This is a genomic window from Endozoicomonas sp. SESOKO1 (assembly GCF_024606265.1).
Lineage (GTDB): Bacteria > Pseudomonadota > Gammaproteobacteria > Pseudomonadales > Endozoicomonadaceae > Endozoicomonas.
The window spans coordinates 1-23,387 of the sequence record NZ_JAHHPP010000135.1; the positions used below are offsets into that span (position 1 = coordinate 1).

Consider the following 23,387-nt stretch of genomic DNA (forward strand, 5'->3'; position numbering starts at 1 on the left):
ATATAATGTTTATTTAAATCCTGACTACGTCGAAAGTATGTCTGAATTTTTTATTAAATCAGATCTTTACGCTATGTTAATCTCCGAATTAAAACAACGGAAGTGAGGGTGACAAAAAAATGAGGATAAAAACTTGCTTTTATTCGGCAAATATGAAAAACCACTATTCGCTTGAACAGTACTTTTATTCTTAAATCTTGCGACTCTTGCCATGGACGGGGTCGCCGAGACGGGGTCACCGAGACGGGGTTGCTCAGATAGCCGCTATTCTCTGATCTCAGACAGTCCCTCAGCACACTCAGGTTCCGGCAAAAAAAACTCACAAACGGCAATCGGTTTCTCCCGCAGATAGAACAGGGATCGTCTGGCCCAGGCGATTTCTGTTGTAAATTCCACTTCAAGGTATGCGTTAAATTCACTGGCTTTTATATCGGCAACTTCAATCGGTCCACGGCGCAGGCCGGGCTGACTGAAAATGTATTCACCTAATGGCTTGTCTCCCAGTTCCAGAAGTGCTTTATTCTCACCGGACAGACTGGACTCCGGTAACACACTGCGGGCAAAAACCACCGGTTGACCTGAGCCAAACAGCAGGACTTCTCTTACGCTGGCACGCTGATCGTCACAATGAAGAAAGGCTTTCTCTGAGGCATGCGGTTCCTGCCAATCATGGGCGATGACCCGGACAAAAAAATCGTTGTTGTGTGCCTGCTTCAGCCGTCGGGTCAGCGAGTGTTGATCCAGTATCATCTCACGCAGTGCGCTGGGTATCGCTTTGGCATCTTGAGCAGGTTGCCAGTTCATGTCAGCAAAGGGCATCGGCAGTACATCCTGCCTGGAGCCGATGACTCCAGGATCTGTCAATCAAGTGGGGATCAGTCAGGCAAGGAGCCTTCAACATCCTCCACATACCAGTTCATGGAAAGAATATCACTATCGTTCAGCTTTGTACCCTCTGAAACGTTAATGGAGCGCCATCCTGTGCTTTAATGAGGCCATTCAAAAATGGTAAAAGTGCAATCGGCATTTTTGCCTTGAAGAGTTCCAGAAATAAGTTCCAGAAATAAGTTCCAGAAATAAACAGTTGTTGGAATGTATGAACCGGAGAAAATGATGAAAAAGTGGCAGTGTATTATCTGTGGTTTTGTCTATGATGAGTCTGTCGGGTGGCCTGAAGATGGTATACCCGCTGGAACTGCCTGGGAGGATGTTCCGGAGGATTGGCTCTGCCCGGATTGTGGAGCCAGCAAAACTGACTTTGAGATGATGGAAGTCAGTTGATTGATAGAAAAACCCGAATTTCTGACAAAAATCTTACAAAGTTGGTCCAGACTCTTGCCCTGAGAGCGGTGGTGTTTTAGTCTGTTTTTGTCTGTGAGCCACACACCTGTAGTCAAGAGCTGCTGCCGTCCTTGCTCAGGAAGCTAAAAACCCTTGATCCAAGGGAAGAAACAAGAAAAACAAAACGGAGTGTATTCCCTATGCGTAAACCCGATCTGGTCAATGTTATCGCTGACGAAGCGGATATCAGCAAGGACAAGGCTTCCCTGGCGCTTAATGCCATTCTTGAAGCCATCACCAGTGCCATGAAATCAGCAGACTCTGTCAACCTTGTTGGCTTTGGTACCTTTGAACAGCGCAGCCGTGCAGCCCGTACCGGTAAAAATCCCCAAACCGGTGAAACCATCCAGATCAAGGCCAGTAAGACGGTGGCTTTCAAACCAGGCAAAGCCCTGAAAGAAGCCGTGAACTGATCGATCTCCGTCTGGCCAGTTGCCATTGATGGCGTTGGCCAGGGCCAGCACGTCAATGGTAAACCGGATACCGGTTTTACCATCTTCATAAATATGGTTAGCTACTTACCCCCCTCAGAAAGCATTTTTCCATTGCCAGCTTTTTCAAGTTGCTCCATGGGGAAGTGTTTTCTTTTTATAAAGAGTTTGGGACTGAAGTAGTGAAATTCAAATTGTTGTTATGGGTACTGGGTTTCATGATGAAACGTACCAGTCGAAAAAACCCACATTATTCTTTTGTTAATCTTAATTTAAGTGGTTGACAGTCCACCCAGTGATCTCTAATATGCGCCGCATCGCTGAGATGTTGAACGGCGGTGGCAAGGCCCAGGTGGCGGAATTGGTAGACGCGCTAGCTTCAGGTGCTAGTGTCCGATTGGACGTGGAAGTTCGAGTCTTCTCCTGGGCACCAAATCAATCGATTTCTGTCTTGTCATTACAATCAACACTGCTTTCAGCTGTGCCCAGGTGGCGGAATTGGTAGACGCGCTAGCTTCAGGTGCTAGTGACTGTATGGTCGTGGAAGTTCGAGTCTTCTCCTGGGCACCAATACTCAAAGATATGTCGTGTAATCTGCGGCAGAAAGAACCGGACAACTGCCCGGTGATATTTCCTCTCATCTCTCTTCATTTTTTTTGTTATTCTCTCGTACCCTGTACTTCCTGAGTTTTCCGGATATGGTTTTTCTTCGCTTCCAGTGTTTTGTGACCGGATACTAATCCTTCGTGGTCAGACACGCCTTTGGCTTTCAGGTGGTGGAAGTGCCATTTCTCATTAATCTGTCCTTCATCTACCGCACGGTTGATCAGCTCGGATTGTCTTGCCCGAGCGGGCGTGATTCATTTTGAGTATTAACTTGCAGTGAAAGCCTTGCCCTACTCAGGCTTTAAGGCAGCCAGTCATCGTCTATTAACTGATCATAGGACCGTGGGCATTCAGCCGGGAAGCTCTGGTCGGTAAGCTGCTGGTCTTTCGGCAGGTATTTATTCATCTGGTTGATGGCACCAGCTTTGGCATCAGGGTAGCTGTCCGTGATTACCTCTGCCATACGGCTTTTCAGAGAAGGGTTTTTCTTCACTAATCGCCTGGTTTCACGCCGGGCAGTATCAATGGTTTCATACCAGCTTCGGAACTCTTGTGGTTCATACCGTTGGGGGCTAATCACTTGAGTCTGGTACTGATGCTTGAGCAGGTGCAGGATCCGGTTGATTAAGTGCGATTCCAGAGCGTGCTGGTTTTGTTTGCCCACTTCACCCAGCTCCTCTAGCAGGTTTTTATATCCAGCCGGTCAAGCTGGCCGGATTGCAATAGCTGTTTTTGCTGTTCTACCCATCGGTGGCTTTACGGGGATTCTTTTCTGTTCAGCAGTCAGCTATTTCCAGAATAAGTCTGTGGGTAACTTGTTGGCAGGTTGTGTTTATACTGTCGGTAGTTCGTTATAACCCGTTGCAGTACCTGCCTGTATAATTATTATCCCCTGTTACAGTTATCCGGAATTTGTGTGGAAAAGATTGTGGATAAACCGTTAGGGGATAAAGGCAGCCTTTAAGACAGGCGGGGTAGGAATAACTGGTTAAATATTAATCAATAAAAATCCTCATATTCCGGATATTGCTCCGGCGCTTCACCTTTACGTTCGATCACCTGGGTATCACACGTACTCTCTTCACTGCCGTGCATGACCACGATGTCAAATTCCCAGTTATCACCATAATCAAAGACAAAGGTGATCTTCATTCCGGGAACCGGCTCAAGTTGACGCAGCCGGGTTTCAGTCACGAAGGCATCGCAGAAATCCAGCGATGGAAGCCTAAAAAACCAGGCAGGACGCACTGGAAACCCCAACGACACTGCTCGTTCTCTACGGTCCTCACTTTATGCGGGTTATGCAGGTTCTTTGTTTTGCTCAGTTATTCACTGTTGGTCAAAAAACAACCGTTCTGTATTTAGCCCGCATTTCTCCCTGTTTTTCTGACTATCCCACGGGTTGTTCACCGGGTTATCCACGGAATTGGTGGACGATTAAAGTTATTGTATTTCTTGTCGCCCCATGAGCTTAAACAGGAAGGAAGTTTATTAGGCAGGGCATTGTTGTTTGTTAATTGTTGTTTGTTATGAGATGCCCTGATGATTGATCAGGGTCGGGTAATTAAACCATTCTGCCGATTCCCTTGCGCCAGCCAGGCAGTGCGGGCAAGTTGGTAGGCTCGCAGCTCTTTGTATAACGGGTGTTTTGGGTCCAGCTTCAGGCGTTCTATAAGGTCAAGAACATACTCCTGCTCTGTTGGGTTCTTGGTTGCGTTTCCTGTGGGTGGAAAAGCAAAGCATCCTACTCTCTTTTTGCATTCAGTCCATTCCTACAGAGTTCTGTCTACCCAGATAAAATTATTCTGATCCAGCTTCTGCTCGCCACTCCAACGATAAGCCATCAGTTTGCCTCCGGGCCTTGCGACACTGTAATCAACGCAGGCCACGCTTTCGCTCAAAGCTCCGGGATTACAAGTATTTCCTGCCAATGATTCCCGATGGAGGACATATTCTTGATGCGGGTTGTGGTTCAGGCCGGGATGCCAAAGCTTTTGTCAGCCAAGGCTATAAGGTCACTGCGTTTGATGCCAGTGTCACTCTGGCCGCGATGGCTGCTCAACTAACGGGGCTGACAGTCCAGACTTGCCGGTTTGATGAGTTTCAGACAAAACGACAGTTTGATAGAGTCTGGGCTTGTGCTTCCCTGCTTCACGTTCCTTATGTAGAACTGGCTACAACCATTAACCACTTGGCAGGATTCCTGGTGCCGGGTGGCTATTTTTATTGCTCCTTTAAATATGGGTAAGGTGAGGTATTACGGAATGGACGTCATTTTACGTATATGGATGAAGCCATATTACAGGAGTTGCATCAAAGTCTCTCTGATGGGCAGATGACTGTTGATAAAATACTCATTCGGATACCTTTGTTGGCCGTATTTCTTTCATCTATAAAAAGCGTTCCCCGACTTCACGACGATTAACATTGTGAAAAGCATCAATCACATTTTGAAAACCGAGCCTGACTTTTTGGGCGCAGAGATAATCCTGGTCAACTTTCCCAAGATTAAAGTCTGTGCATGTAGTCAAGAATCTACTGGATTTCGCTGTCGTCTGTTTTGGTGCCTCTTTCAGATGCTCACAGATATGGCGAGAAAATGGGCCTGCCAACTGCTCCAGCGAGATAAAGTCATTGCTGGATTAACTGTTGTTAATAATTGATCACCGCCGAAAAACAAACTGTTCCAATAACCGGCGGGTCTTTTGAAACTGGCTCATAAAGATAAAAGTCACAATGACGGCTTTCGAGTCATCAACCCGGTAGAGAATCCTGTAGCCATCTTTATGGTATTCGTGAAACTGCAGGGCAAAATAACGTTCGAGGTCGTAAAGAAGGAAAAGCCATCATCCTGACGCCGATCGAAGACTACTGGGAAACGTTCCTGGCGATGGAACCCATTGATGATTTTCCAGAGCGGGAGCAACCAGCCTGCCAGGATCGGGAGGACTTTTAATGGTGGAATACATGGTTGATACCGATATTTGTATTGCGGTTTTAAAACACAATCGCCCGGTCATTGATAGGTTTATTGAGCATCAGGGAAAGGTCTATGTTTCATCCATTTCCTGTTATGAGTTGCAGTTCGGTATTGAAAAAGGGCAGGATCTTTCAGGATCCCGCCCGGTAAATTCCAGGAAACAAGACGATTGTCGTGAATAGAATCAGCCAAGCGGATTGATGACTTTCTGAATTCTGGCGTCACGGAGGTTATCGCCCGTTACCAGGACAGCTGGCACATCAATCAGCTTCTCCACTTTTTCACCGTTCATTACCTGGTGAAGAGTCTTCAGGCCGATATAACCAATGCTGTAGGCATCCTGAACAACGGCGGCCTGCATGACACCGGTTTCTACAAAGTTAACGATGGCTTCACTGGAGTCAAAACCAACTACCTTGATTTTGTCTTTTTTTCCCATGCTTTGAATGGCCGTTGCAACCCCCATGGAAGAACCTTCGTTAGTGCCGTAAACCGCTGCCAGGTCAGGGTTGGCACGGGTGATGTCCATGGTCTGGTTCATGGCTTTCTGGGGGTCGCCATCAGAGTACAGGGGATCGAGCAGAACGATGTTCGGGTAGTTTGCCTTCATGTGCTCTACAAAGCCGTCTACCCGGTCAATCGCCGAGGTGGTTCCGGCAACGTGGGCGACAATGCCAACCTTACCCTTCCCGTTAAGCAGCCGACCGACTTCCGCTGCTGCCATAGCACCTGCTTTTTTGTTATTGGTTGCCACAAAAGCGGACGGAATATCAGAATTAACCCCCGAATCAAACGTTACAATGCTGACGTTTTTAGCGTGCATGCGATTGACTGATGGGATCAGGGCATTGCCGTCGAGGGCCGCCAGCAGCAACCCGTTTGGCTTTTTCGCCAGCGTGTTTTCAATCAACTGAATCTGCTGGTCGATCTGGGTCTCATCCGATGGGCCAACGAAGCTGGTTTTGACGTTAAGTTCTTCGGCAGCCGCATCGGAACCCATTTTTACCGTTTGCCAGAACTCGTGCATAAAGCCTTTGCTGACAACCGGAAGATAGATCTCCTTATTGGCCATGGCGCTTCCGGATGAAACCATCAAACCGGCGGTCATAAATAGAGATGCAGTTAACGCTCGAAGTTTCATTGTGTTTCCCCTTTTTAACAATCAGGTGTGATCGTTATCATCTTGTTATGTAAATTCAGTGGCTACCGGGTTCAGCTTTAAACGTCGGTGTAAAACTTATTTTGAACGTTTGCGAAGGTTGTCCAGATAGACGGCGGCTACCACCACAGCGCCAGTGGCAACCATCTGCCAGAATTGCGATACGCCCATTAAATTCAAGCCATTTTTCAGGACACTCATAATGAACGCACCGATGATGGTGCCGCCGATGGTGCCAACGCCACCGGCAAGGCTGGTTCCCCCGATGACCACAGCCGCGATAGCCTCAAGCTCATAACTGACACCTGCAGAGGGTTGCCCGGAGTTGAGCCGTGCCGCCAGGATCATACCGGCAATACCGGTCAGCAAACCGCAGAAGGTATATACCATTAACTTCACTTGCTGAACGTTGATTCCGGACAACCTGGCGGCTTCTTCATTGCTGCCAACGGCGTAAATGTAGCGGCCAAAAATGGTGCGCCTCAGGATGAACGCGGCAAGCAGCCCTATGGCAAAAAGATAAAGAACAGGGAAAGGGATAATGCCAAACAGTTTGCCATTTGCCAGGGTGCTGAATACCGGATAATCAAGGAAGTAAATGGCACGGCCATCGGTAAACACCATATTGAGTCCACGAACGGACATCATCAGGCCCAGGGTCGCGATAAACGGCGGGATATTGGCTTTGGTAACCAGGGCACCGCTGACCACGCCACAGGCGGTCGCTGCGGCAATACCGATCATAATGCACACCACCAGAGGCATACCGACAGTGGCCGCAAGCCCCGCACAGACACCGGAAAATGCCATGACTGAACCCAGTGACAGGTCAATACCGCCAGTGATGATCACGTAGGTCACACCAATGGCCATGATGCCAATGACAGCGGTTTGCAGGGCAATGGTCATCAAGTTATCGACAGAGAAAAAATAAGGACTGCCGACACTGAAGAACATGCAGAGTAATACCAGGCTCAACAAAGGAGCCAGTTTCATCACCACTTCCCTGTTCATGGCCAAACCTGTTTTTTCAGGTTGCTGTTTTTCTGCTTGTGCAAACATATTCATTAACCTTCCAATGCAGCATATTTCATTATGTTTTGTTGATTGGCATCTTTTCGTTGCAGTTCACCGGTAATACAGCCATGGCGCATGACCAGAATCCGGTCGGACAGGCCGAGAATTTCCGGTAACTCTGAAGAGATCATGATGATCGACTTGCCCTGCCTTACCAGTTCGTACATCAACTCGTAGATTTCATATTTGGCGCCAACATCGATACCGCGGGTGGGCTCATCAAATATCAGGATGTCGGTATCTTTACACAACCATTTGGCAATAATGATTTTCTGTTGGTTACCGCCACTGAGGTTGCCGGCCAGCTGTTGCAGGTCAGGTGTCTTGATTCGCAGTCTTTTGCTCAGTTGCCCGGCAATAGTTGAGCCTGTTGCTTCATCAATGACGCCAAGTGAATTGGCAAATCGTGGGTAATTGCTTAACAGGGTGTTGGTCTCTACCGAAAGCCCAAGGGCCAGGCCTTCCTGTTTTCTATCTTCCGTGAGATAACCAATGCCACTCTCTATGGCATCCCCAATGGCATGGCCTGCCAGCTGCTTGCCATTAAGGGTGATGGAGCCGCTATCAATCGGGTCTGCACCAAAAATAGCTCTGGCAACTTCCGTTCGACCGGCCCCCATCAGGCCGGAAAAGCCCAGGATTTCTCCTCGGTGCAGATCAAAACTGACATTGTTCAAAACCCCTTTTCGGCAGAGGTTTTTTACCGAAAGGACAACTTCTTCAGTAACAGCCGAGTGATGGACAGGGAAAATGTTGTCCAGGTCCCGCCCCACCATCATGCTGATCAATTCGTCCAGCGTCGTATCTTGATAATTCACCGTGCCAACGTAGGTGCCATCACGCATGACGGTTGCCCGGTCAGCGATAATCGCCAGCTCTTCCAGGCGATGGGAGATGTAAACAATCCCCACACCCTGTGCTTTCAGCATACGGGTGACTTTGAAAAGGCTTTCTATTTCACTTTCGGTAAGTGCCGCGGTGGGTTCATCCATGATCAGAATCCTGGACTGGCAGGAAAGGGCTTTGGCAATCTCGACCATTTGTTGCTGGGCAACAGTTAAAGAGCTGACCTGGGTGTCTGGTGAAATATCAAGGTTTAGGCTTTTGAGGATTTCTGCTGCGGCCTGATTTTGTTTATTGTCGTCTAATAGCCAGCCATTGCGGTGTTCACGGCCGATGAAAATATTCTGCGCAACCGTGAGGTCAGAGCAGAGGTTAAACTCTTGATGGATAATGCTGATGCCAAGATGTTGTGCAGCCAACGGGCCATTGAGAATAATCGGGTTACCGGCAAGGATGATCTCTCCTTCGTCTTTCTGGTAAACACCGGAAAGAATCTTCATCAGTGTTGATTTACCGGCGCCGTTTTCTCCGAGCAGGGCGTGGACTTCCCCTTTTCGTATCTCAAAGTTAACCCCGTCCAGGGCCAGCACCCCCGGAAATCGCTTGGTGATCTTTTTCATTACCAGTAGCGTGTCTGACATAACTTCCCCCTCAGGTCATAAGAACAGCAGTAAATATTATTCTGATTAAATGGCCATCAATTAAAGAATGATGGTTTTGCTTTCAGGAGATAGCAGGAAGATTATTTGGGTCTATAAAGTACAGCAATGATTTTTCTGTTGAAAATTATCGTTGTTTGACATGAATCAACAAGTCTTTTCACTGGGGAGCAAGGAGCCTCGCTGGCTGTTCAGAGAGGGTTTCAAGGTTTGTGATGTAATAGCTGTTTTTGCTGTTCTACCCATGGCCAAATTTCCTGCACTGTCAGGGAGTTTTGCTCCGGGTTTGCTTCTGCCTTCTCAAGCATCAATACCAGCTTCCCACGTTTCTTCTTCCTGGCCAGGTCCAGAGGTGTCTGGCCATGGCAATCCCTGGCATGGATATCAGCGCCACTGTCGATCAGAGCTGGCACAGACCAAATGGCATTTGACTTGACAGCATGATGCAGCACCGTCTGGCCTATGCTGCTGGTAGCATGGATATTTGCCCCTTTACGGATCAGGAATTGTGCAGTCTTTACCATGTCCAGCTTCACGGCCATGTGCAGGGGAGTCAAGCTTTCAGCTGAAGTTTTATTAACATCCGCCCCTTTGTTAATCAGGACTTGAGCACAGTCGCTTCGGCTACACTGGGCCGCGAGATGCAGGAGAGATATCCCTCCCTTTAACTCATTGACGGAAATACCGGACTTTGCCCGCTTATCAATCAACAGTTCCAGGCAGTCTGGATGGCCATGGCGGGCAGCGTAGAAATCGGACGAAAGTCCATTGTTATCTGTGGCACTGATATTGGCATTGTTATCGATCAGGACTTGCATACACCGTATTTGACCGTTCATGGCAGCCAGGTGCAGGGGAGTCAGGCCCCGTGCATTCTTGATATTAATATCCGCTTTATAAGCCAGAAGGAGTTGAACACACTCCAAGTGGCCTGCTTGTGTGGCTATATGCAGAGAAGTCCATTCCCTGTTACTCCTGACATCAACATGCACACGGTCTTTATCATTCAACAGCACAGCCATACATTGAACGCTGCCAAACTGGGCGGTGATGTGCAGGGAGGTAAGGCCTCTATCATCCACGGCATTGATGTTTACCCTTTTATCCATCATCAGCAACCGAAGACATTCACTGTGATCCTTTTTGCTGGCAAAATGCAGGGGTGTCCATCCCCCGCCTCGTTGGGAGCTGACGATCAGTGCCTGGTGTTCAAGCAAGGCTTTCAGACACTTTACACTCCCTTCCCGGGCAGCAATATGCAGTGGCGTCAGGCCATAAACGGTCCTGGCATTGATATCAGCCCCTTGCCTGATCAAGGCCTGCAGATACTCCACGCTGTCGAACAAAATCGTATTATGGAGAGGGGTGTTGTTGCCCTCTGTGAGGGCCTGGGTGTTGGCACCATACTTGAGCAGGATGTCCACGGAGTTTCGCTGGGGAGTTATGACGGCTCTGTGCAGAGCGGTTAAACCATCATTGGTGGCCGCATTGACCTCATGCCCGGCACCAAGCAAAAGTTCCACACACTCAATATGTCCATTATCTACGGCACTGTGCAAGGGCGACCAGCCAGATTCTGTGGTGGCTTCAATAAATCCGGCACCATGAGCGAGTAAAAGTTGTACACACTCCAGGTGTCCCTGATAGACAGCGTTGCTCAGTGGCGACACGTTTCTGTTGTTTCTGCAATTGACGTTTGCCTGCCGGTTCAGCAGCCATTCGACGCACCGGGCGTTGCCAGCCAGGGCTGCCATATGCAGGGGCGTAGAGCCGTCGTTGTCCGTGGCATCCAGCAGGCTGGCATTGTGATTGAGCAACAGTTCCAGAAAGTTCACACGGCCAGCAAAGGCGGCAATGTGCAGGGCTGTCCAGCCATTGTCGTCTTTAGCATCGACAGCTAATCCTCTGCCAAGCAGCGCTTGCAGGAAATCCATGGGGCCACTTCGGGTGAGCACATGCAAGAGCGTCTTGCCCTTGTCCAGAAGGGCATTCACATCGGCACCGTGATCCAGCAGCATTTCTGCACACTTGCCGTGACCATTCAGAACGGCAAGGTGCAGTGCCGTATGGTGGTGATCACAGGTGGCATCTATATTCTCTTCATGCTTCACCCAACTCCTCACGCCATGCTTCTCTCTGGGCCCGGTGAAGAGCAGTGCTGCCACACACCCATCGTGTCCCATCATAGCGGCGAGATGCAGGGGGGTGGTTTCAAACAGGTCAATTTCATTGCCAATCGCCCTGAATTCAAGAAAACGCTCCACGCACTTCACCTGACCCTGCTCTGCAGCGCTGTGCAGGGGCGACCGGCCCATACTGTCCCGGATATTCATGTTGGCACCATTGCTGATCAATGTTTTGACACACTGCTCGTGGCCAAATTCGGCAGCAAAATGCAGGGGCGTCACGCCTGAAGATGAGACGGCATTGACATCAGAGTGATGGTCAATCAGCATCTGTACACACGCCTCATTGCCTGTCTGGGCTGCGATATGCAACAGCGTGACATGGCCACCGTACCACGCTGAGTAGAAGCTCTGCCGGGCCAGCACCGGTTCCCGCTCAAGCCAGCCAGACAACGCCTCATTATTTCCGGAACGACAGCATTGCAGGGGCAGGGGTTCATCGGTGGCCTGGTCAGACAGCGGTTCAGCTGTACTGCCCTGCCGGGGTGATGATTGCTGCACAACATCGACACTGCGCTGGTCAATCCCTTTAGGGTTGTTCAGCCAGGGAGTGATGCACTCTTCATGATAACGATGCTGACAAGTGGCAACGGTGGTTTTTTTTTGATCAGCAAATGCATGCAGGCACACCGGGCAGGCATCATTTTCAATAAAAGGAATAGCGGCAGGGACTGGCGAAATGGCAATATTCATCAGAACTCCTGACTAATGGTGGATGGCCATCGGCAAAAGAAGCGTCAATGATGCTAGCAGAGATAATTCTGGCTGTCAGACTCCTGAGAGCCTTGTTCCTGGCGAATCCGGAAAAACATCAACATCCCGCTGGTGATGGTCCGACATCTATGGCTTCTTATGGCTTCTGCCATTTTTGATTCAGATAACATTGGCTTCCTTTTTATTGCCAACTCGGTTATTGCCAACTCGGTTTTATTGACGCAGATCAATTCTTTTGTTTCGGAAAATACGTAATCTATGCCTGTGCATTGAGTGATTGCCGAAGTCGATAACGATTGTTTCGGGGCCTGGTAATAAGAACACCAAATACTCACTCTCTGTTTAAGAATAAATACCACCCAAATAATAATAAAAACGGCTTACAGCTGATGGATCAGCACTTACAGCCTTGCTTTTGGCGAGGTTGTTTATTGTTAGGGAAGAGGTGTTCAGGTATCACAATGACGTGAACCGATGGAAGCCTCGAAAAACCAGGCAGGACGCACAGGAAAACCCAACGACGCTGTTCGTTCTCTACGGTCCTCGCTTTATGCGGGGTTTTTGTTATTGTATTTCGTGTCGCCCTTTATGAACATGAAAGGTGGCCTGGGTAATCCCCGGAAACTGTCAGCAGCAAACCATTCTTGTTAATAAAATCTGAGAGATTCGATGTTGATCTTCCCTGAAACTGAAAAAAGCTGAACGCCAGAATTTCCAGCTATTGTTGGGGATCAGCCAGGATCGTCGGGCAGACGGGATGTTAAGTCCGACAGGCTGCCAGCCTGGGCATGCTCTGCGTTTTCATCAGCATATGGCTCGAAATCCACGCGGTAAGGGGCGCAACAATCACCAAAGAAAAGCTTCCTATCAATGTACGGGCAATTTCACTGGCGACCAGCTTCATATTCAGGATTTGAAGCAAACTGGTGTCTCGGCTGATAAAGAGCATTAACAGTGTCAGGCAGCCGCCAGAATACGCCAAAAGCAAGGTGGTGGTCATGGTGCCGATCACGGCATTGCCAACTCGAAACCCTGAACGCATCAATGCGTTGCGTGTCATGCCCGGATTCGTCAGTTTAAGTTCTTCAATCGTTGCTGCCATCTCCATCGCTACATCCATCGCCGCCCCACTGGCACCAATCAATACAGCGGCGTATAGAATATCCAGCATATTCAGATGCATCCCGGTCTCAAATAACAGCGACTGCGACATAGGTTGAGACATGCCATCAAGCTTTAAGAGTTCACCACAAATCATACAAAGCACAGACGTGACCATCAGGCCGACCATGGTTCCTGCTAACGCGGCTTTGCCCTTATCGGTCCAACCTGCAACAGAAATAATAATCAAGGTGCTTAACGCTGCCAGGGTGAGGCTTGTGATCAATAACGGGGGATAACCCGCTAACAAGCCAGGGATCAGTAACTGCCAGATAATAACCATCGAACCCGTGAACGAGAATAGCGCCAACAAGCCAATCTTTTTGGCATATACCACTAAGGCTATCGCAAACAGAACAAATAATATGGCAAGGTATGGCAGGCGATAATGTGATAAGGCTTTGACCTGAGAGACTTGCCCTTGCGAATTGAGTAAGACAGCCACGAGGATCTTATCCCCCTGATGATAAAACTCATCATACTCCATGGTGCCACTGAGCAGGTTGTACGCCTTAAACCGGATTTCATCAGAGATGGCATCCTCAAGTTCCACCGTCAGTACTTGCTCGCCGATACGGTTACTGCCAATAACCGTCAGCTTACTGTTATCGACCTGAATAACCTCGGCCAACACTTCCATTTGGTTTGTTGTGGCGGTGTTTTTACTCAGCGAATAAAAACCAAAACAGAACATCACCATAAAAGTAAGATAGATACCGCGCATGACGTTTCCTCATAAAGAAAAAGCAGACACTTCGCAGTGCCTGCCTGGAAATAGAACAGAGGATTAACCTTGTTTGCCGATTTTCACCTGCATGATATCCGCAAGCGTTTGTGCAACTTCGGTATTGTCTTTAAAGCCACCTAGCTCATCGGCCTGAACGCCGATCGCAGACAGCGGTAGCTGTGTGGCCGTATGGGCATAAGATGTCCAATAAACACCCGCACGTTTCGAGGTCACATGAGCCACCGCGATCGCAACAGGATCATAACCGCCATAGTTCACACCTAATTGTGGATCTTTGTTATCCACGGCATCCATCGCGCGTTCAATCACAATTTTTTCATCCGACTTCAGGTCATTCAGTTTAAACTGCTCGGCAATGTGACGATAAAACGCTTCGCGATCACCGCGATAAATGTTTTGCAGCTTGTCCTCAACCGACTGCCTGGCATGGTTAATTTGGCTAAGGGTCATAAAATAGTTCTTGCCAAAGCCCATCCCCATACCACCTGTCTCGTGGTCGCCGGTAATGACGACCAGGGTATCCTCTGGGTGTTGTTGATAAAACGTGAGGGCTTTTTGTACTGCCGCATCAAATGCAAGGGTATCGTATACGACTCCGGCAATGTCATTCGCATGCGCAGCATGGTCAATACGACCCCCTTCAATCATCATGAAGAAGCCATTTTTGTTTTTTGATAGCAACTCAATGCCTTTTTCGGTCATCTCTGCCAGCGACGGGGTGACATCGCTTTGCATGCGGTCCAGTTCATAGGGCGTATGCGATTTAGTAAAAGCGGCGAATACCTTATCGCCGACTTTAGGCTGATAGCCACGGAAACTATCGACCGACTCCGTGCCGACAAAGGTACGGTAATCCTGTTGTTCCATATTCGCGACCAAGTCTTGACCGTCAGTACGTTTTGAGTCTTTGCCGACAACAAAATGACGATAACCCCCACCTGCAACATAGGTCACATTCGCCGTTGCATAGTCATCCGCGATCTCGTTTTCATTACCACGACTGATGTTGTTGGCAACAAAGGCTGCTGGAGTAGCATGAGTCAAACGGGTCGTTGTAATAAGACCGGTTGACTTACCTTGTGCCTGGGCACCATCCAGTAACGTCGCAACTTTTGTACCATCCGGCAGCATACTGATCATGCCATTATTGGTTTTTACACCTGCCGCCAGTGCGGTACCAGAGGCTGCCGAGTCGGTCACCAGTGAGTCGGCTGAGTGGGTGGTATTAATACCAGCCACAGGCAGTGAGTTCATGGCAAGACGGGCATTTGGGTTACCCGTTTTCTCTTGCAGGTAGTATTCCGCCACCTGACGATGAGCAGTGGCCATGCCATCACCAATGAGGTAGATAATATTTTTCGGAGCATCCGCCGCAATAGCGGATGAACAATTGACGATCACAATAGAGGCCGCAATAACCGTACGAGTAAAAATAGACATGGTATGAATTCCATTCGGAGTTTATTAAGTGTTCGAAGGAAAAAATAACGATGGAATATGAACAGGATCTGTCAGTTATGTGGCAGTTTGATGATAATGGGTGGTCAAATTGATTTAAATCAAACAAGATACAAGCCAATCATCACGACTTCATCGCAAAGGTTGCTTCCCCAACGCTGCTGATAAACCCTTAAACCAAATCCATCAATACTGGGGGAAAGGAACTGCCAATGGAACCTTACTTGCTGTCCACGGAGACGACCAGCCCAAAAAGATCAGCGCCAATGACTTACCGGAAGACATGCCGGATGATATGAAGCAATCCATCCTTCAGCAGTCAGAAGCCAAAGCGTTTGTAGACTGGCCTCAGAAGGATCGCCGCACCCCATGGAAGGATGTGATGATGCGTGCCCGCACTAACCCCGGCTGGTCCTGGATGCCCTGCGCCCCCGCCAGAAAGGCGAAGTGACGGTGGTGGATGAAATCGTCCAGCAAGCCGCCGAAGCCGCCAACAGCCTGTTGGTGCCAGAAGGCCTGCAGCGCGAAAGCTGGCAGGCCATTCGGGGCATTCAGCGCTTCTATCTGCGGATGATGGATATGGAGTCCGGCACCGGTGCCTCCAAGCTGGATAACTACCAGAACTTTGCCAAGGCGTTCCGGGTGGGGGATTACACCAGCGTAATGGCCAGCATGACCACCAATAAGGCCCGACTGAAAACTGTCCGGGAGTTTGCTTCCCGTGATCTCTCTGACAGTACCGAGTCTGGCCCCACGCCCCTTGGCCGGGTAGTGATCGCCCTGCAACAGTTACTGGCAGAAACCGCCCCACAGGTGGTGATTAACCAGATGCAGGAAGAGTTGCCGGACTTTCTGGATTCCCGACCACTGCTGATGGATCTGACCCATTTCATCAGCAACAAGGCGCTGGATCAGGAGGTACGGGACGCTGCAGAAATACTGGCCGGTCGGCTGCGTAATTTGCGACTGGCATAACCAGCAGACTTTTGGCAATGAGATGCCGGTGGGGATTGGCGGCGAAGGCCGCCATAATCCTTATTCAGGTAGCATGTTAATTGTTGGCGTTGGGGAGAAGCTGGCGGATCAGGAGTTCAATCTGATCAAAGCGCTTGTCGTGCTGGTCAAAGCGCTTGTCGTGCTGGTCAAAGCGTTTGTCGTGCTGGTCAAAGCGTTCACGGGTTTCTTTTACAAATTCATCGTGTCGCTTATCGGCTCTCTCGAAACCCGCACGGGTCGCCTCTGCCAGTGCAGCAATGCTGGACTCAATTTTATCCATACGGCGATCTTGCTGATCGAACCGGACGCGGTTTTCACGCTGATTTTCCAGAACAACCTGGTGCGTTTCACCAGTAATTTTGATAAGACTGCGAACCGCACTATCCAGAGAGTCAACGTGCGATTCCAGCCGTTCTACCCGTTTCTCCAGACTCATAATGACTTCTCATTTTTATTGATTGGGTGTTGAATATAGCAGAAGTTCATGCCGACAAACCGGCAATAACCCGTTGTTTATGAGGCCACCGTGATCAAACGCTTTTCTTCCCGCATTCACCCACTGGACAGAACCTTTCTGGCGGAACACCTCAAGGGGGCAAGAAGTTACAAGCGCATTGCCGGGTACTTTACCAGCTCACTGTTTGAAGTGGCCCATGAGTGGCTGGAGACCATTCCTGAGGTAAAAATCGTCTGCAATGTGGATATTCACCCCGATGACCTGAAAGCTGAAAGACTTTCCGGAGAAAGAACGGAAGCTCTGGCGCATCTTTGATACCACCCCGTATGAAGAACTGCTGGCCATCGAGAATGTGGACGGTCAGCAGGTTCTGTCTTTGCTGGATTATCCCTCTTATTTCGAGCTATTGTCGCTGCCGCTTCCAGACAACAAGTCAGGTATTCTGGAAAAGCTTGAGCAGGAGGAACTGATTCAACCTGGTAAGTCGGGAAACTGGGATATCACCAACCTGGGAGCCCTGCTGTTTGCCAAAGACCTTGAGCAATTCAAGACGCTTAAACGAAAGGCTATTCGAGTCATTATTTATAAAGGCGTTAATCGTCAGGAAACCGTTCGGGAGCAGGTGGGCGGTAAAGGCTATGGGAACGGCTTTGAAGAGCTGATTGGTTTTATAAATACCTATGTCCCCCGCAATGAGGTAATGGGAAAAGCCCTCCGTAAAGAAGTACCCATGTTCCCTAACCTTGCAGTTCGGGAACTGGTGGCTAATGCGCTGATCCATCAGGATCTTTTTCTCACCGGAACCAGTCCGATGGTGGAAATATTTTCAGACCGGATGGAGATCACCAACCCGGGCATTCCATTGGTTGATACCCAGCGTTTCCTCGATAGCCCACCACGGTCCCGTAATGAGGCAATGGCCTCTCTCTTGCGCAGAACCGGCATCTGCGAAGAGCGAGGCAGCGGTATTGATAAGGCCATAGCCCAGATCGAGTTGTATCAATTACCGGCCCCCCTGTTTGAAACCAGGGATGAATCGACCATTGTTGTTTTATTTGGACATAAAACATGGACTGAAATGACTCAGGCTGACCGAACCAGGGCCTGTTACCAACATGCTTGCCTGAAGTGGGTGGAACGGAGTCAGATGACCAACGCCACCCTGAGAGAACGGTTTGGTATCGAATCGAAAAACAGTGCTGCCATATCCAGGGTGATCAAAGACGCTCTGGACGCCGGACTAATTCGTCCCTTTGATGAAGAACAGGGCAAGCGTAATGCGAAGTATGTGCCGTTTTGGGCGTAAGCCGTTTATGGCAGGCATATTTTATTTGATGGATTCGGTGATCATCATGGTCACCCCTGCTGCACATAACTCTGAACGCCTTGAAAAACAAGGAGTTATCAGGATGACCTTTATTTGATGGTTATTTGATGGATTCGGTGATCACCATGGCCATCCTGCCTGTAAGTAACTCTGGATGCTTTGAAAAACAAGCAGTTATGAGGATGGACTTTATTTGATGGTTATTTGATAGCGCGATGGGCAGCCTATCATGTCCGGCAGCCTGCCAGTGTCAGAATCGTCGATAAGCTGTGTCTAATAGAGTGTGCTTTCTGGACACGTTTGTGATGACTGGCAAGTGGTTGAGCTGTCGTGTCTAACAAACTCGATGTTGGTCAATTGGACAGGGTGTAAATCAGGGTTTAGTTTTTCCTTTACTCAAACAAGATGTAAAAGGAAGCAGTAACGTGAAAGGCCAGAACGTCGGATACATCCGGGTTAGCAGCATTGACCAGAACACCAGCCGCCAGCTTGATGGTATTGAGCTGGATGCCACCTTTGAAGACCATTGCAGCGGCAAAGATACCAATCGGCCTCAACTGAAAGCCTGTCTGCGTCATTTGCGAAAAGGTGACCGATTACATGTCCATTCTATAGATCGTCTTGCTCGCAGCCTGAAAGATCTTCAGTCTCTGGTAGAAGACTTGACTGAACAGGGTGTCAGTATCCAGTTCCATAAAGAGAATCTGGTCTTTACCGGCGACAGCAACCCGATGCATAAGCTGATGTTTCAAATGATGGGCGCTTTTGCTGAGTTCGAGCGAAGCATGATCCGGGAGCGGCAGCGGGAAGGGATTGCAGCAGCCAGAAAGCAGGGCAAGCAGATCGGGGCAAAACCCAAGCTGACCGCTGAACAGGTAGAGGAACTGGCCAGGCGCGTGGCTGCCGGTGAGCCCAAAAAGGCGCTGGCTCAGGAGTTCTGTATTAGCAGGCAGACACTTTATAACTCGCTCGACCATACTTGAATAAATGGTGAGCGATTATTATGAAATAGTCTGGTCGACAAGGTATGTTAATAAAGAAATGTTGGCAGTAGTTTTTAGGCTCATTTCTCTGCCAATAGAGAGTGCTGGATAATAATTATAAGGTGATTCTATGGTTTATCGGGGGATGCTTCTCATTTCAATGCTGCTAATACCCATTGCTTCACAGGCTCAGATATACAAATGCATTAACAATGGTAACACCGTATTTTCGGATCAACCCTGCGGGGACTCCCAGAAGACAGTGACTCTTGATGAGATATCAATCATGGAGGGAATGAGTGAGGAGAAAATCCAGCAGGCAGGCAAGAAAACGAAAGAGGTTCTGCTCCAAGACCAAATAAGCCGGACCCAGGAAAAGATAAAAGCCTTGCGTAAGAAAATGAAAAAGGAAATAGCCTACCTCCGTCATAAAAAGCTCTATTCCCGTAATAACCTGGCTGGTGCGACCTGGGAAGAATCAATATCCACTGAAATGGAGGCAGTAACTTCTAAATATAAGATTCAGATTGATCTGCATCAGGAAGAAATAAAACAGTTCCGTGATGAGATAAAAGAACTGAAAAGCAAAGATGCCGATTAGCTGGGGAGCTTTACAGATAAAAAAGCAGAACCCCATGACCATGTATTCGTTACCAACCACAACCTCCCATACGTGCAACAGCAGGCCAGCACGAATTTCCAACATAGGGCAGTAGAAGTAGGGGCTGCGGGTTTTTCCTTTCAGGGTGCTGACCCATTCAAAACCGATCACCTGCTCCCTTGTCTCAATTTTCCCGGCATCATTCCAGACCGGGTACTCAACATGCAGACACTGCTCCCAGCCCCAGAACCGGGTCTTGCATTTCATCCTGATGGCGAACGACTTGCCAAACCGGATCACTGTTTTTCTTCCGGGTTCCAGTAATCCATTCCGGTAAAGCCAGCAAATGTCCAGGGTATAGTAATCCTCGACATTTTTTTCGCCGCTGGCCTTTCTGCCACTGTTGTAACCTCCCATGGTTACCTCCCTGTAGAACCTAAATCCCTATCGAAAAATGCACCTTGAAGTGAAACTGTTACACATAAAGATCCCACCAAACGCACTATTTATTGCTCGTCGTCTCGTCATTTATATATATAAGCGACGAGAGACGACGAACAAGCACTTAGCCCTTATTGACAGGTATCAATGTATCTCCATCAAAACGTATCAGCCCTTTTGAAACCAGTGCTTCAAGCCATTTGGAAAAATTAGAGATGGCCAATCCCTGTGCCTTAAGATCATCCCGAATAACAGCCACTGTCGTGGGTTCCCCAGAAGCTGTTCTTGACCTGACAGTCTGATACAAAGCTTCCTGATTTTTCGACAGGGTCAGGGGCTTATCATCAGCATCACCTCCTTCAGGAGGCTCACCATTGTTATTCGTCATTTTCCAACCATGGGCTCGCTTGGCGGCACCGAAGCCGCCTTCAGCCGCAATATACATAGAAAGGGCTACCAACACCCTCGGGAGGAACTTCAGAATCGACATCGGTATGATCATCGCTCTGGTAGTTCTTGCTTTCAGCCTGGAGCCTTTCCACGTTAGTAAGGTTCGGGGTCATTTGTTCCCGCCTTTCAAGATCAGTTTCGGGTATGGCTTCACTGATGCTTGAGAGTATGTTTTTCAGTACATCATTACCCTTCTCTTTGGAAGAAGCATCTTTAGAGGTCAAGCTGCTAATGTCGTTATCCTGATCAATCTGAATGACTGCCGCTTCAAGGCCATGCTCAGCCTTTGCATTTTTATCAGGCATAGCTGCCCCCCTTCTCTGGACGCTGATAACGTATGGTTTGGGGTTTATTGATCTGCTTAACGTCCACTGACCTGGCTCCGGCCTGAAGCAGTACACTGATCAAGATGCCGATATCGGTAAGTGCTGAATCATTAAAATCAATCACCACAACAGGGCAATCATTCACGGGCCAATGATATTTTTTGGCATCAGTGATCAACGGCAAAACAAGATGGTTTTGTTGAGCGAGCTGTTTGGCATTATTGGCTGCCTGCCAGCATTGAGGGCTGCCAACGTACAGCATGACCAATCGTATAGGGCGGGGGATTACTAGCTGCCTGCCGTTTGGGGGGTAGTACTTTCATTCGTTAAAAGACTCCATCCAATGGACCTGATCAAGGTGTTTTTTTAGAGGTTCACTTTTTGCGGATTGATCCACCGCCCGGATTTGAGTGGTGGATGGTGGTTGCTCAATCAGGCCCGTCGTGACTCCCAGGCTTCCAGTTCCGATTGCAGCCAGCGAACGCAGCGTGGTCCTAAGTGATGTGGTTTTGGGAAACAGGTCTGTTCGTCATTAATCCAGCGGTACAGCGTTGTATTGCCGATCTGGTAGCGTTTACGCACTTGCTGGTTGGTGAGGTAGACGACGCCCTGTGGCAGACTCTTTTGCGGCTCAGGCTTGAGTGCCGGTGTGCTGGTGTCACTGCTTTGGCTGGCAGCAGGTTTCTGGTCAGCAGTGGTAACCGGACAGGTTTTGCTTTTTTTGAAAGGGGTGTTGCTGGTGGTCATATCCCTGACTCCTGTAAGGCATTTTTTGGAATGGCTTGGGAGTCAGGTTATTTGGATAGGGCGTTAGAACTGAAGGTAAAAGGTTTGCGGCGCAAGGAAAAAGCATTTTCATACGGAAAGGCTAACTGGTTTTCCTCAGCGAAACTGAGAATGTCTTCTTTTGGGATGGTCGGGATATTTTCCCAGTCGTGATCTTCTACGAACTTCTCATGTAGAACCTGACTGATAACGGCGGCTTTCTCGGCGTATGGTATTTTCGCATAGAGTGCATTATTGACATTCAGATTTACATCATAGGACTCAACACCAACGAATAATAAAGCAGCTTCATCACTGGTGTAGGCTGACTTTAATAGCCAATGCTTCAGATCGATTGCCATTGTTATTCCCCCCCGCTCAAACAAACCAATCAAGACAGCCGTGAAACCTGTCCTTTCGGGTACAACCCTATACTGGCCAAAGAAAAAATCAGCGGTAAACCGCCTTACGGTGACCGACTTTGATTACTTCGATAATTAACTGTCCGTTGTCTATCTGGTACACCAGACGATAGTTGCCTGTCCTGACCCGCCTGGTATGTTCCGTGCCGGACAGCTTGCGGCAGCCATCGGGAAATGGATCATCCACCAGCGACTCCGCCAGTGCCACCAGCTTGCCCACCGTGGTCTTGGGCAGCTTCTCCAGCTCCTTCAGGGCGAAACGCTTCCAGCGCAACGTATAACGGCTCATAGCTTGCCGCTGGCCTTCAGGTGCTTAAGCACATCATCGTGTGAAATGGATTCTTCATCCCGGCGCTCGGCGACGGCGGCAAGGTCTTCAAGGTCATCCAATAGTTCTTGGTAGTCGTCCACCGATAAGACGACAGATACCCGGTTGCCCTGATCGTCGGTGATGTACTGGGGGCTGCTGTCTGGTTTCATGGCAGTGTTCCCTTTAGTTGATTATGAAAAACTGAGTTCTTTTTGCTGGCGGTAGATATCCATATCCACCAGGGTGGTCTCTTCCCCTTTCAGGATTTTATCCAGCGGGGCATCGTATCGGCGGATACTTTCCCGCTTCTCTGGGAGATGCTCATGCCGGTCATAATGCTTCACGTCCACACCGCTCTGTGCGTGGGACTGAAGCAGATTTCTCTACTCCCGGTTAACCCCAGCATCAATCATCAGGTTTTTAACCATGCTGCATATACCGATCCAGTAAGTGCCTTGTTATAGCAGATAAATCGTGCTTCAGGGATTTCAGGGTAAGCGATCTCAACTCCCCCTTATTAGCTCCGCTACGATCTTAGCCCCTGAAGAAAACAGCCATGGGTATGAACAACCGGCTACGTCTCTTAAGGTATGCAAGATGGCCATTGCCCTGACTATCAGCGGTATAGCATACATCTTTACCATTCCCTGTCGTCCCTTTCGATCCTGTCAGGGTAACGCAGTTTCGCTGAAAGTCGTAGCCCTCAGATCCGGCCAGAGCATTGGATCAGTCATAACTTTCCGCTGTAATCAAAACATTTTGCTTTCATCGTGGTAAAAGTATTTCCTGCAACAAGCTGGAAACAAGAATAGGCAGATGCGATGAAATTTTCATCGAATACGAAACGGGGACTAAACCTTCAGATAGCAAAAAGCCCGAAGCGCTTACTAACGCTTCGGGCTTTGCTGTGTATGGTGCCGGCACCAAGAGTCGAACTCGGGACCCA

30 protein-coding genes, 2 tRNA genes and 1 pseudogene are annotated in these 23,387 nt (G+C 48.9%); 12 read left to right on the top strand and 21 right to left on the bottom strand.

Annotated features, from left to right (window positions below; all coding sequences use genetic code 11):
- Nucleotides 1-264: 264 nt before the first annotated feature.
- Nucleotides 265-819, bottom strand: coding sequence for a chorismate lyase (locus tag KDK13_RS06700; RefSeq protein ID WP_257284202.1), 555 nt, complete (start codon nucleotides 817-819; stop codon nucleotides 265-267).
- 294 nt (nucleotides 820-1,113) lie between these two features.
- On the opposite strand from KDK13_RS06700, the gene KDK13_RS06705 reads away from it, so the two are divergent.
- The 4 genes from KDK13_RS06705 to KDK13_RS06720 all read left to right on the top strand — a co-directional run bounded on the left by KDK13_RS06705 (nucleotide 1,114) and on the right by KDK13_RS06720 (nucleotide 2,342).
- Nucleotides 1,114-1,281, top strand: coding sequence for a rubredoxin (locus KDK13_RS06705; RefSeq protein ID WP_257284203.1), 168 nt, complete (start codon nucleotides 1,114-1,116; stop codon nucleotides 1,279-1,281).
- Nucleotides 1,282-1,481: 200 nt separating this feature from the next.
- On the top strand, nucleotides 1,482-1,754 hold the full coding sequence (locus tag KDK13_RS06710) for an HU family DNA-binding protein (RefSeq protein WP_163371979.1): 273 nt from the start codon (nucleotides 1,482-1,484) through the stop codon (nucleotides 1,752-1,754).
- 364 nt (nucleotides 1,755-2,118) lie between these two features.
- Nucleotides 2,119-2,205 (top strand) — tRNA-Leu (locus tag KDK13_RS06715).
- Between the two features lie 50 nt (nucleotides 2,206-2,255).
- A tRNA-Leu gene (locus tag KDK13_RS06720) sits at nucleotides 2,256-2,342 on the top strand.
- A 337-nt stretch (nucleotides 2,343-2,679) separates the two neighbouring features.
- On the opposite strand, the gene KDK13_RS06725 is transcribed toward KDK13_RS06720, so the two are convergent.
- From KDK13_RS06725 to KDK13_RS06735, 3 genes are all read right to left on the bottom strand, one after another.
- On the bottom strand, nucleotides 2,680-3,063 hold the full coding sequence (locus tag KDK13_RS06725; RefSeq protein ID WP_257284229.1) for a DUF29 domain-containing protein: 384 nt from the start codon (nucleotides 3,061-3,063) through the stop codon (nucleotides 2,680-2,682).
- A 314-nt stretch (nucleotides 3,064-3,377) separates the two neighbouring features.
- The gene (locus KDK13_RS06730; RefSeq protein ID WP_257284204.1) at nucleotides 3,378-3,572 is read right to left on the bottom strand and encodes a plasmid pRiA4b ORF-3 family protein; all 195 of its coding nucleotides are present in this window, start codon (nucleotides 3,570-3,572) and stop codon (nucleotides 3,378-3,380) included.
- A gap of 578 nt (nucleotides 3,573-4,150) precedes the next feature.
- Nucleotides 4,151-4,279, bottom strand: coding sequence for a hypothetical protein (locus tag KDK13_RS06735; RefSeq protein ID WP_257284230.1), 129 nt, complete (start codon nucleotides 4,277-4,279; stop codon nucleotides 4,151-4,153).
- Between the two features lie 29 nt (nucleotides 4,280-4,308).
- Between KDK13_RS06735 and KDK13_RS06740 the strand changes: the two genes are divergently transcribed.
- Nucleotides 4,309-4,626 carry a class I SAM-dependent methyltransferase gene (locus KDK13_RS06740; protein ID WP_373692221.1) on the top strand — a complete coding sequence of 106 codons (318 nt, stop codon included), beginning with the start codon at nucleotides 4,309-4,311 and terminating at the stop codon, nucleotides 4,624-4,626.
- A gap of 707 nt (nucleotides 4,627-5,333) precedes the next feature.
- Complete coding sequence (locus tag KDK13_RS06745; protein WP_257284206.1) at nucleotides 5,334-5,540, top strand: type II toxin-antitoxin system VapC family toxin; 207 nt, start codon at nucleotides 5,334-5,336, stop codon at nucleotides 5,538-5,540.
- Nucleotides 5,541-5,542: 2 nt separating this feature from the next.
- On the opposite strand, the gene KDK13_RS06750 is transcribed toward KDK13_RS06745, so the two are convergent.
- From KDK13_RS06750 to KDK13_RS06780, 7 genes are all read right to left on the bottom strand, one after another.
- Nucleotides 5,543-6,499 carry an ABC transporter substrate-binding protein gene (locus tag KDK13_RS06750; RefSeq protein WP_257284207.1) on the bottom strand — a complete coding sequence of 319 codons (957 nt, stop codon included), beginning with the start codon at nucleotides 6,497-6,499 and terminating at the stop codon, nucleotides 5,543-5,545.
- A 96-nt stretch (nucleotides 6,500-6,595) separates the two neighbouring features.
- Nucleotides 6,596-7,579, bottom strand: a complete 984-nt coding sequence (locus KDK13_RS06755) for an ABC transporter permease (RefSeq protein ID WP_257284208.1) — start codon at nucleotides 7,577-7,579, stop codon at nucleotides 6,596-6,598.
- 5 nt (nucleotides 7,580-7,584) lie between these two features.
- Complete coding sequence (locus tag KDK13_RS06760; protein ID WP_257284209.1) at nucleotides 7,585-9,078, bottom strand: sugar ABC transporter ATP-binding protein; 1,494 nt, start codon at nucleotides 9,076-9,078, stop codon at nucleotides 7,585-7,587.
- 221 nt (nucleotides 9,079-9,299) lie between these two features.
- Nucleotides 9,300-11,975 (bottom strand): ankyrin repeat domain-containing protein, encoded by a 2,676-nt coding sequence (locus KDK13_RS06765; RefSeq protein WP_257284210.1) that lies wholly within the window; start codon nucleotides 11,973-11,975, stop codon nucleotides 9,300-9,302.
- A 53-nt stretch (nucleotides 11,976-12,028) separates the two neighbouring features.
- Nucleotides 12,029-12,166 carry a hypothetical protein gene (locus tag KDK13_RS06770; RefSeq protein WP_257284211.1) on the bottom strand — a complete coding sequence of 46 codons (138 nt, stop codon included), beginning with the start codon at nucleotides 12,164-12,166 and terminating at the stop codon, nucleotides 12,029-12,031.
- 590 nt (nucleotides 12,167-12,756) lie between these two features.
- A complete protein-coding gene (locus tag KDK13_RS06775) occupies nucleotides 12,757-13,881 on the bottom strand; it encodes a YibE/F family protein (RefSeq protein WP_257284212.1) in 1,125 nt (374 codons plus the stop codon).
- 63 nt (nucleotides 13,882-13,944) lie between these two features.
- Entirely contained in the window at nucleotides 13,945-15,345 is a 1,401-nt protein-coding gene (locus tag KDK13_RS06780) for an alkaline phosphatase (RefSeq protein ID WP_257284213.1), read from the bottom strand.
- Nucleotides 15,346-15,658: 313 nt separating this feature from the next.
- On the opposite strand from KDK13_RS06780, the gene KDK13_RS06785 reads away from it, so the two are divergent.
- Both KDK13_RS06785 and KDK13_RS06790 read left to right on the top strand, forming a co-directional pair.
- Nucleotides 15,659-15,814, top strand: coding sequence for a hypothetical protein (locus KDK13_RS06785; RefSeq protein ID WP_257284214.1), 156 nt, complete (start codon nucleotides 15,659-15,661; stop codon nucleotides 15,812-15,814).
- A 2-nt stretch (nucleotides 15,815-15,816) separates the two neighbouring features.
- Nucleotides 15,817-16,338, top strand: a complete 522-nt coding sequence (locus KDK13_RS06790; protein ID WP_257284215.1) for a hypothetical protein — start codon at nucleotides 15,817-15,819, stop codon at nucleotides 16,336-16,338.
- Nucleotides 16,339-16,414: 76 nt separating this feature from the next.
- On the opposite strand, the gene KDK13_RS06795 is transcribed toward KDK13_RS06790, so the two are convergent.
- On the bottom strand, nucleotides 16,415-16,795 hold the full coding sequence (locus KDK13_RS06795; RefSeq protein WP_257284216.1) for a hypothetical protein: 381 nt from the start codon (nucleotides 16,793-16,795) through the stop codon (nucleotides 16,415-16,417).
- A gap of 90 nt (nucleotides 16,796-16,885) precedes the next feature.
- On the opposite strand from KDK13_RS06795, the gene KDK13_RS06800 reads away from it, so the two are divergent.
- The 4 genes and pseudogenes from KDK13_RS06800 to KDK13_RS19170 form a co-directional block, all read left to right on the top strand.
- Nucleotides 16,886-17,131, top strand: a complete 246-nt coding sequence (locus KDK13_RS06800) for a hypothetical protein (RefSeq protein WP_257284217.1) — start codon at nucleotides 16,886-16,888, stop codon at nucleotides 17,129-17,131.
- 37 nt (nucleotides 17,132-17,168) lie between these two features.
- Entirely contained in the window at nucleotides 17,169-18,122 is a 954-nt protein-coding gene (locus KDK13_RS19165; RefSeq protein WP_257284218.1) for an ATP-binding protein, read from the top strand.
- 446 nt (nucleotides 18,123-18,568) lie between these two features.
- The gene (locus KDK13_RS06810) at nucleotides 18,569-19,126 is read left to right on the top strand and encodes a recombinase family protein (RefSeq protein ID WP_257284219.1); all 558 of its coding nucleotides are present in this window, start codon (nucleotides 18,569-18,571) and stop codon (nucleotides 19,124-19,126) included.
- 160 nt (nucleotides 19,127-19,286) lie between these two features.
- Nucleotides 19,287-19,385: pseudogene (locus KDK13_RS19170) on the top strand (DUF4124 domain-containing protein); the annotation flags it as partial.
- Nucleotides 19,386-19,604: 219 nt separating this feature from the next.
- Here KDK13_RS19170 and KDK13_RS06815 read toward each other — a convergent pair.
- The 9 genes from KDK13_RS06815 to KDK13_RS06855 all read right to left on the bottom strand — a co-directional run bounded on the left by KDK13_RS06815 (nucleotide 19,605) and on the right by KDK13_RS06855 (nucleotide 22,785).
- Nucleotides 19,605-20,144 carry a hypothetical protein gene (locus tag KDK13_RS06815; protein ID WP_257284220.1) on the bottom strand — a complete coding sequence of 180 codons (540 nt, stop codon included), beginning with the start codon at nucleotides 20,142-20,144 and terminating at the stop codon, nucleotides 19,605-19,607.
- 148 nt (nucleotides 20,145-20,292) lie between these two features.
- Nucleotides 20,293-20,613: a hypothetical protein gene (locus tag KDK13_RS06820; RefSeq protein WP_257284221.1), complete on the bottom strand. Its 321-nt coding sequence runs from the start codon at nucleotides 20,611-20,613 to the stop codon at nucleotides 20,293-20,295.
- Nucleotides 20,597-20,923 carry a hypothetical protein gene (locus KDK13_RS06825; protein ID WP_257284222.1) on the bottom strand — a complete coding sequence of 109 codons (327 nt, stop codon included), beginning with the start codon at nucleotides 20,921-20,923 and terminating at the stop codon, nucleotides 20,597-20,599. The genes KDK13_RS06820 and KDK13_RS06825 overlap by 17 nt, the downstream gene beginning before the upstream one ends.
- A complete protein-coding gene (locus KDK13_RS06830; RefSeq protein WP_257284223.1) occupies nucleotides 20,916-21,206 on the bottom strand; it encodes a hypothetical protein in 291 nt (96 codons plus the stop codon). The genes KDK13_RS06825 and KDK13_RS06830 overlap by 8 nt, the downstream gene beginning before the upstream one ends.
- A 170-nt stretch (nucleotides 21,207-21,376) precedes the next feature.
- Complete coding sequence (locus KDK13_RS06835; RefSeq protein ID WP_257284224.1) at nucleotides 21,377-21,691, bottom strand: AlpA family transcriptional regulator; 315 nt, start codon at nucleotides 21,689-21,691, stop codon at nucleotides 21,377-21,379.
- A gap of 47 nt (nucleotides 21,692-21,738) precedes the next feature.
- Nucleotides 21,739-22,071: a hypothetical protein gene (locus KDK13_RS06840; protein WP_257284225.1), complete on the bottom strand. Its 333-nt coding sequence runs from the start codon at nucleotides 22,069-22,071 to the stop codon at nucleotides 21,739-21,741.
- An 88-nt stretch (nucleotides 22,072-22,159) separates the two neighbouring features.
- Entirely contained in the window at nucleotides 22,160-22,420 is a 261-nt protein-coding gene (locus KDK13_RS06845; RefSeq protein ID WP_257284226.1) for a type II toxin-antitoxin system RelE/ParE family toxin, read from the bottom strand.
- On the bottom strand, nucleotides 22,417-22,611 hold the full coding sequence (locus KDK13_RS06850) for a hypothetical protein (RefSeq protein ID WP_257284227.1): 195 nt from the start codon (nucleotides 22,609-22,611) through the stop codon (nucleotides 22,417-22,419). The genes KDK13_RS06845 and KDK13_RS06850 overlap by 4 nt, the downstream gene beginning before the upstream one ends.
- A gap of 21 nt (nucleotides 22,612-22,632) precedes the next feature.
- Nucleotides 22,633-22,785, bottom strand: a complete 153-nt coding sequence (locus tag KDK13_RS06855; RefSeq protein WP_257284228.1) for a hypothetical protein — start codon at nucleotides 22,783-22,785, stop codon at nucleotides 22,633-22,635.
- Between the last annotated feature and the right edge of the window lie 602 nt (nucleotides 22,786-23,387).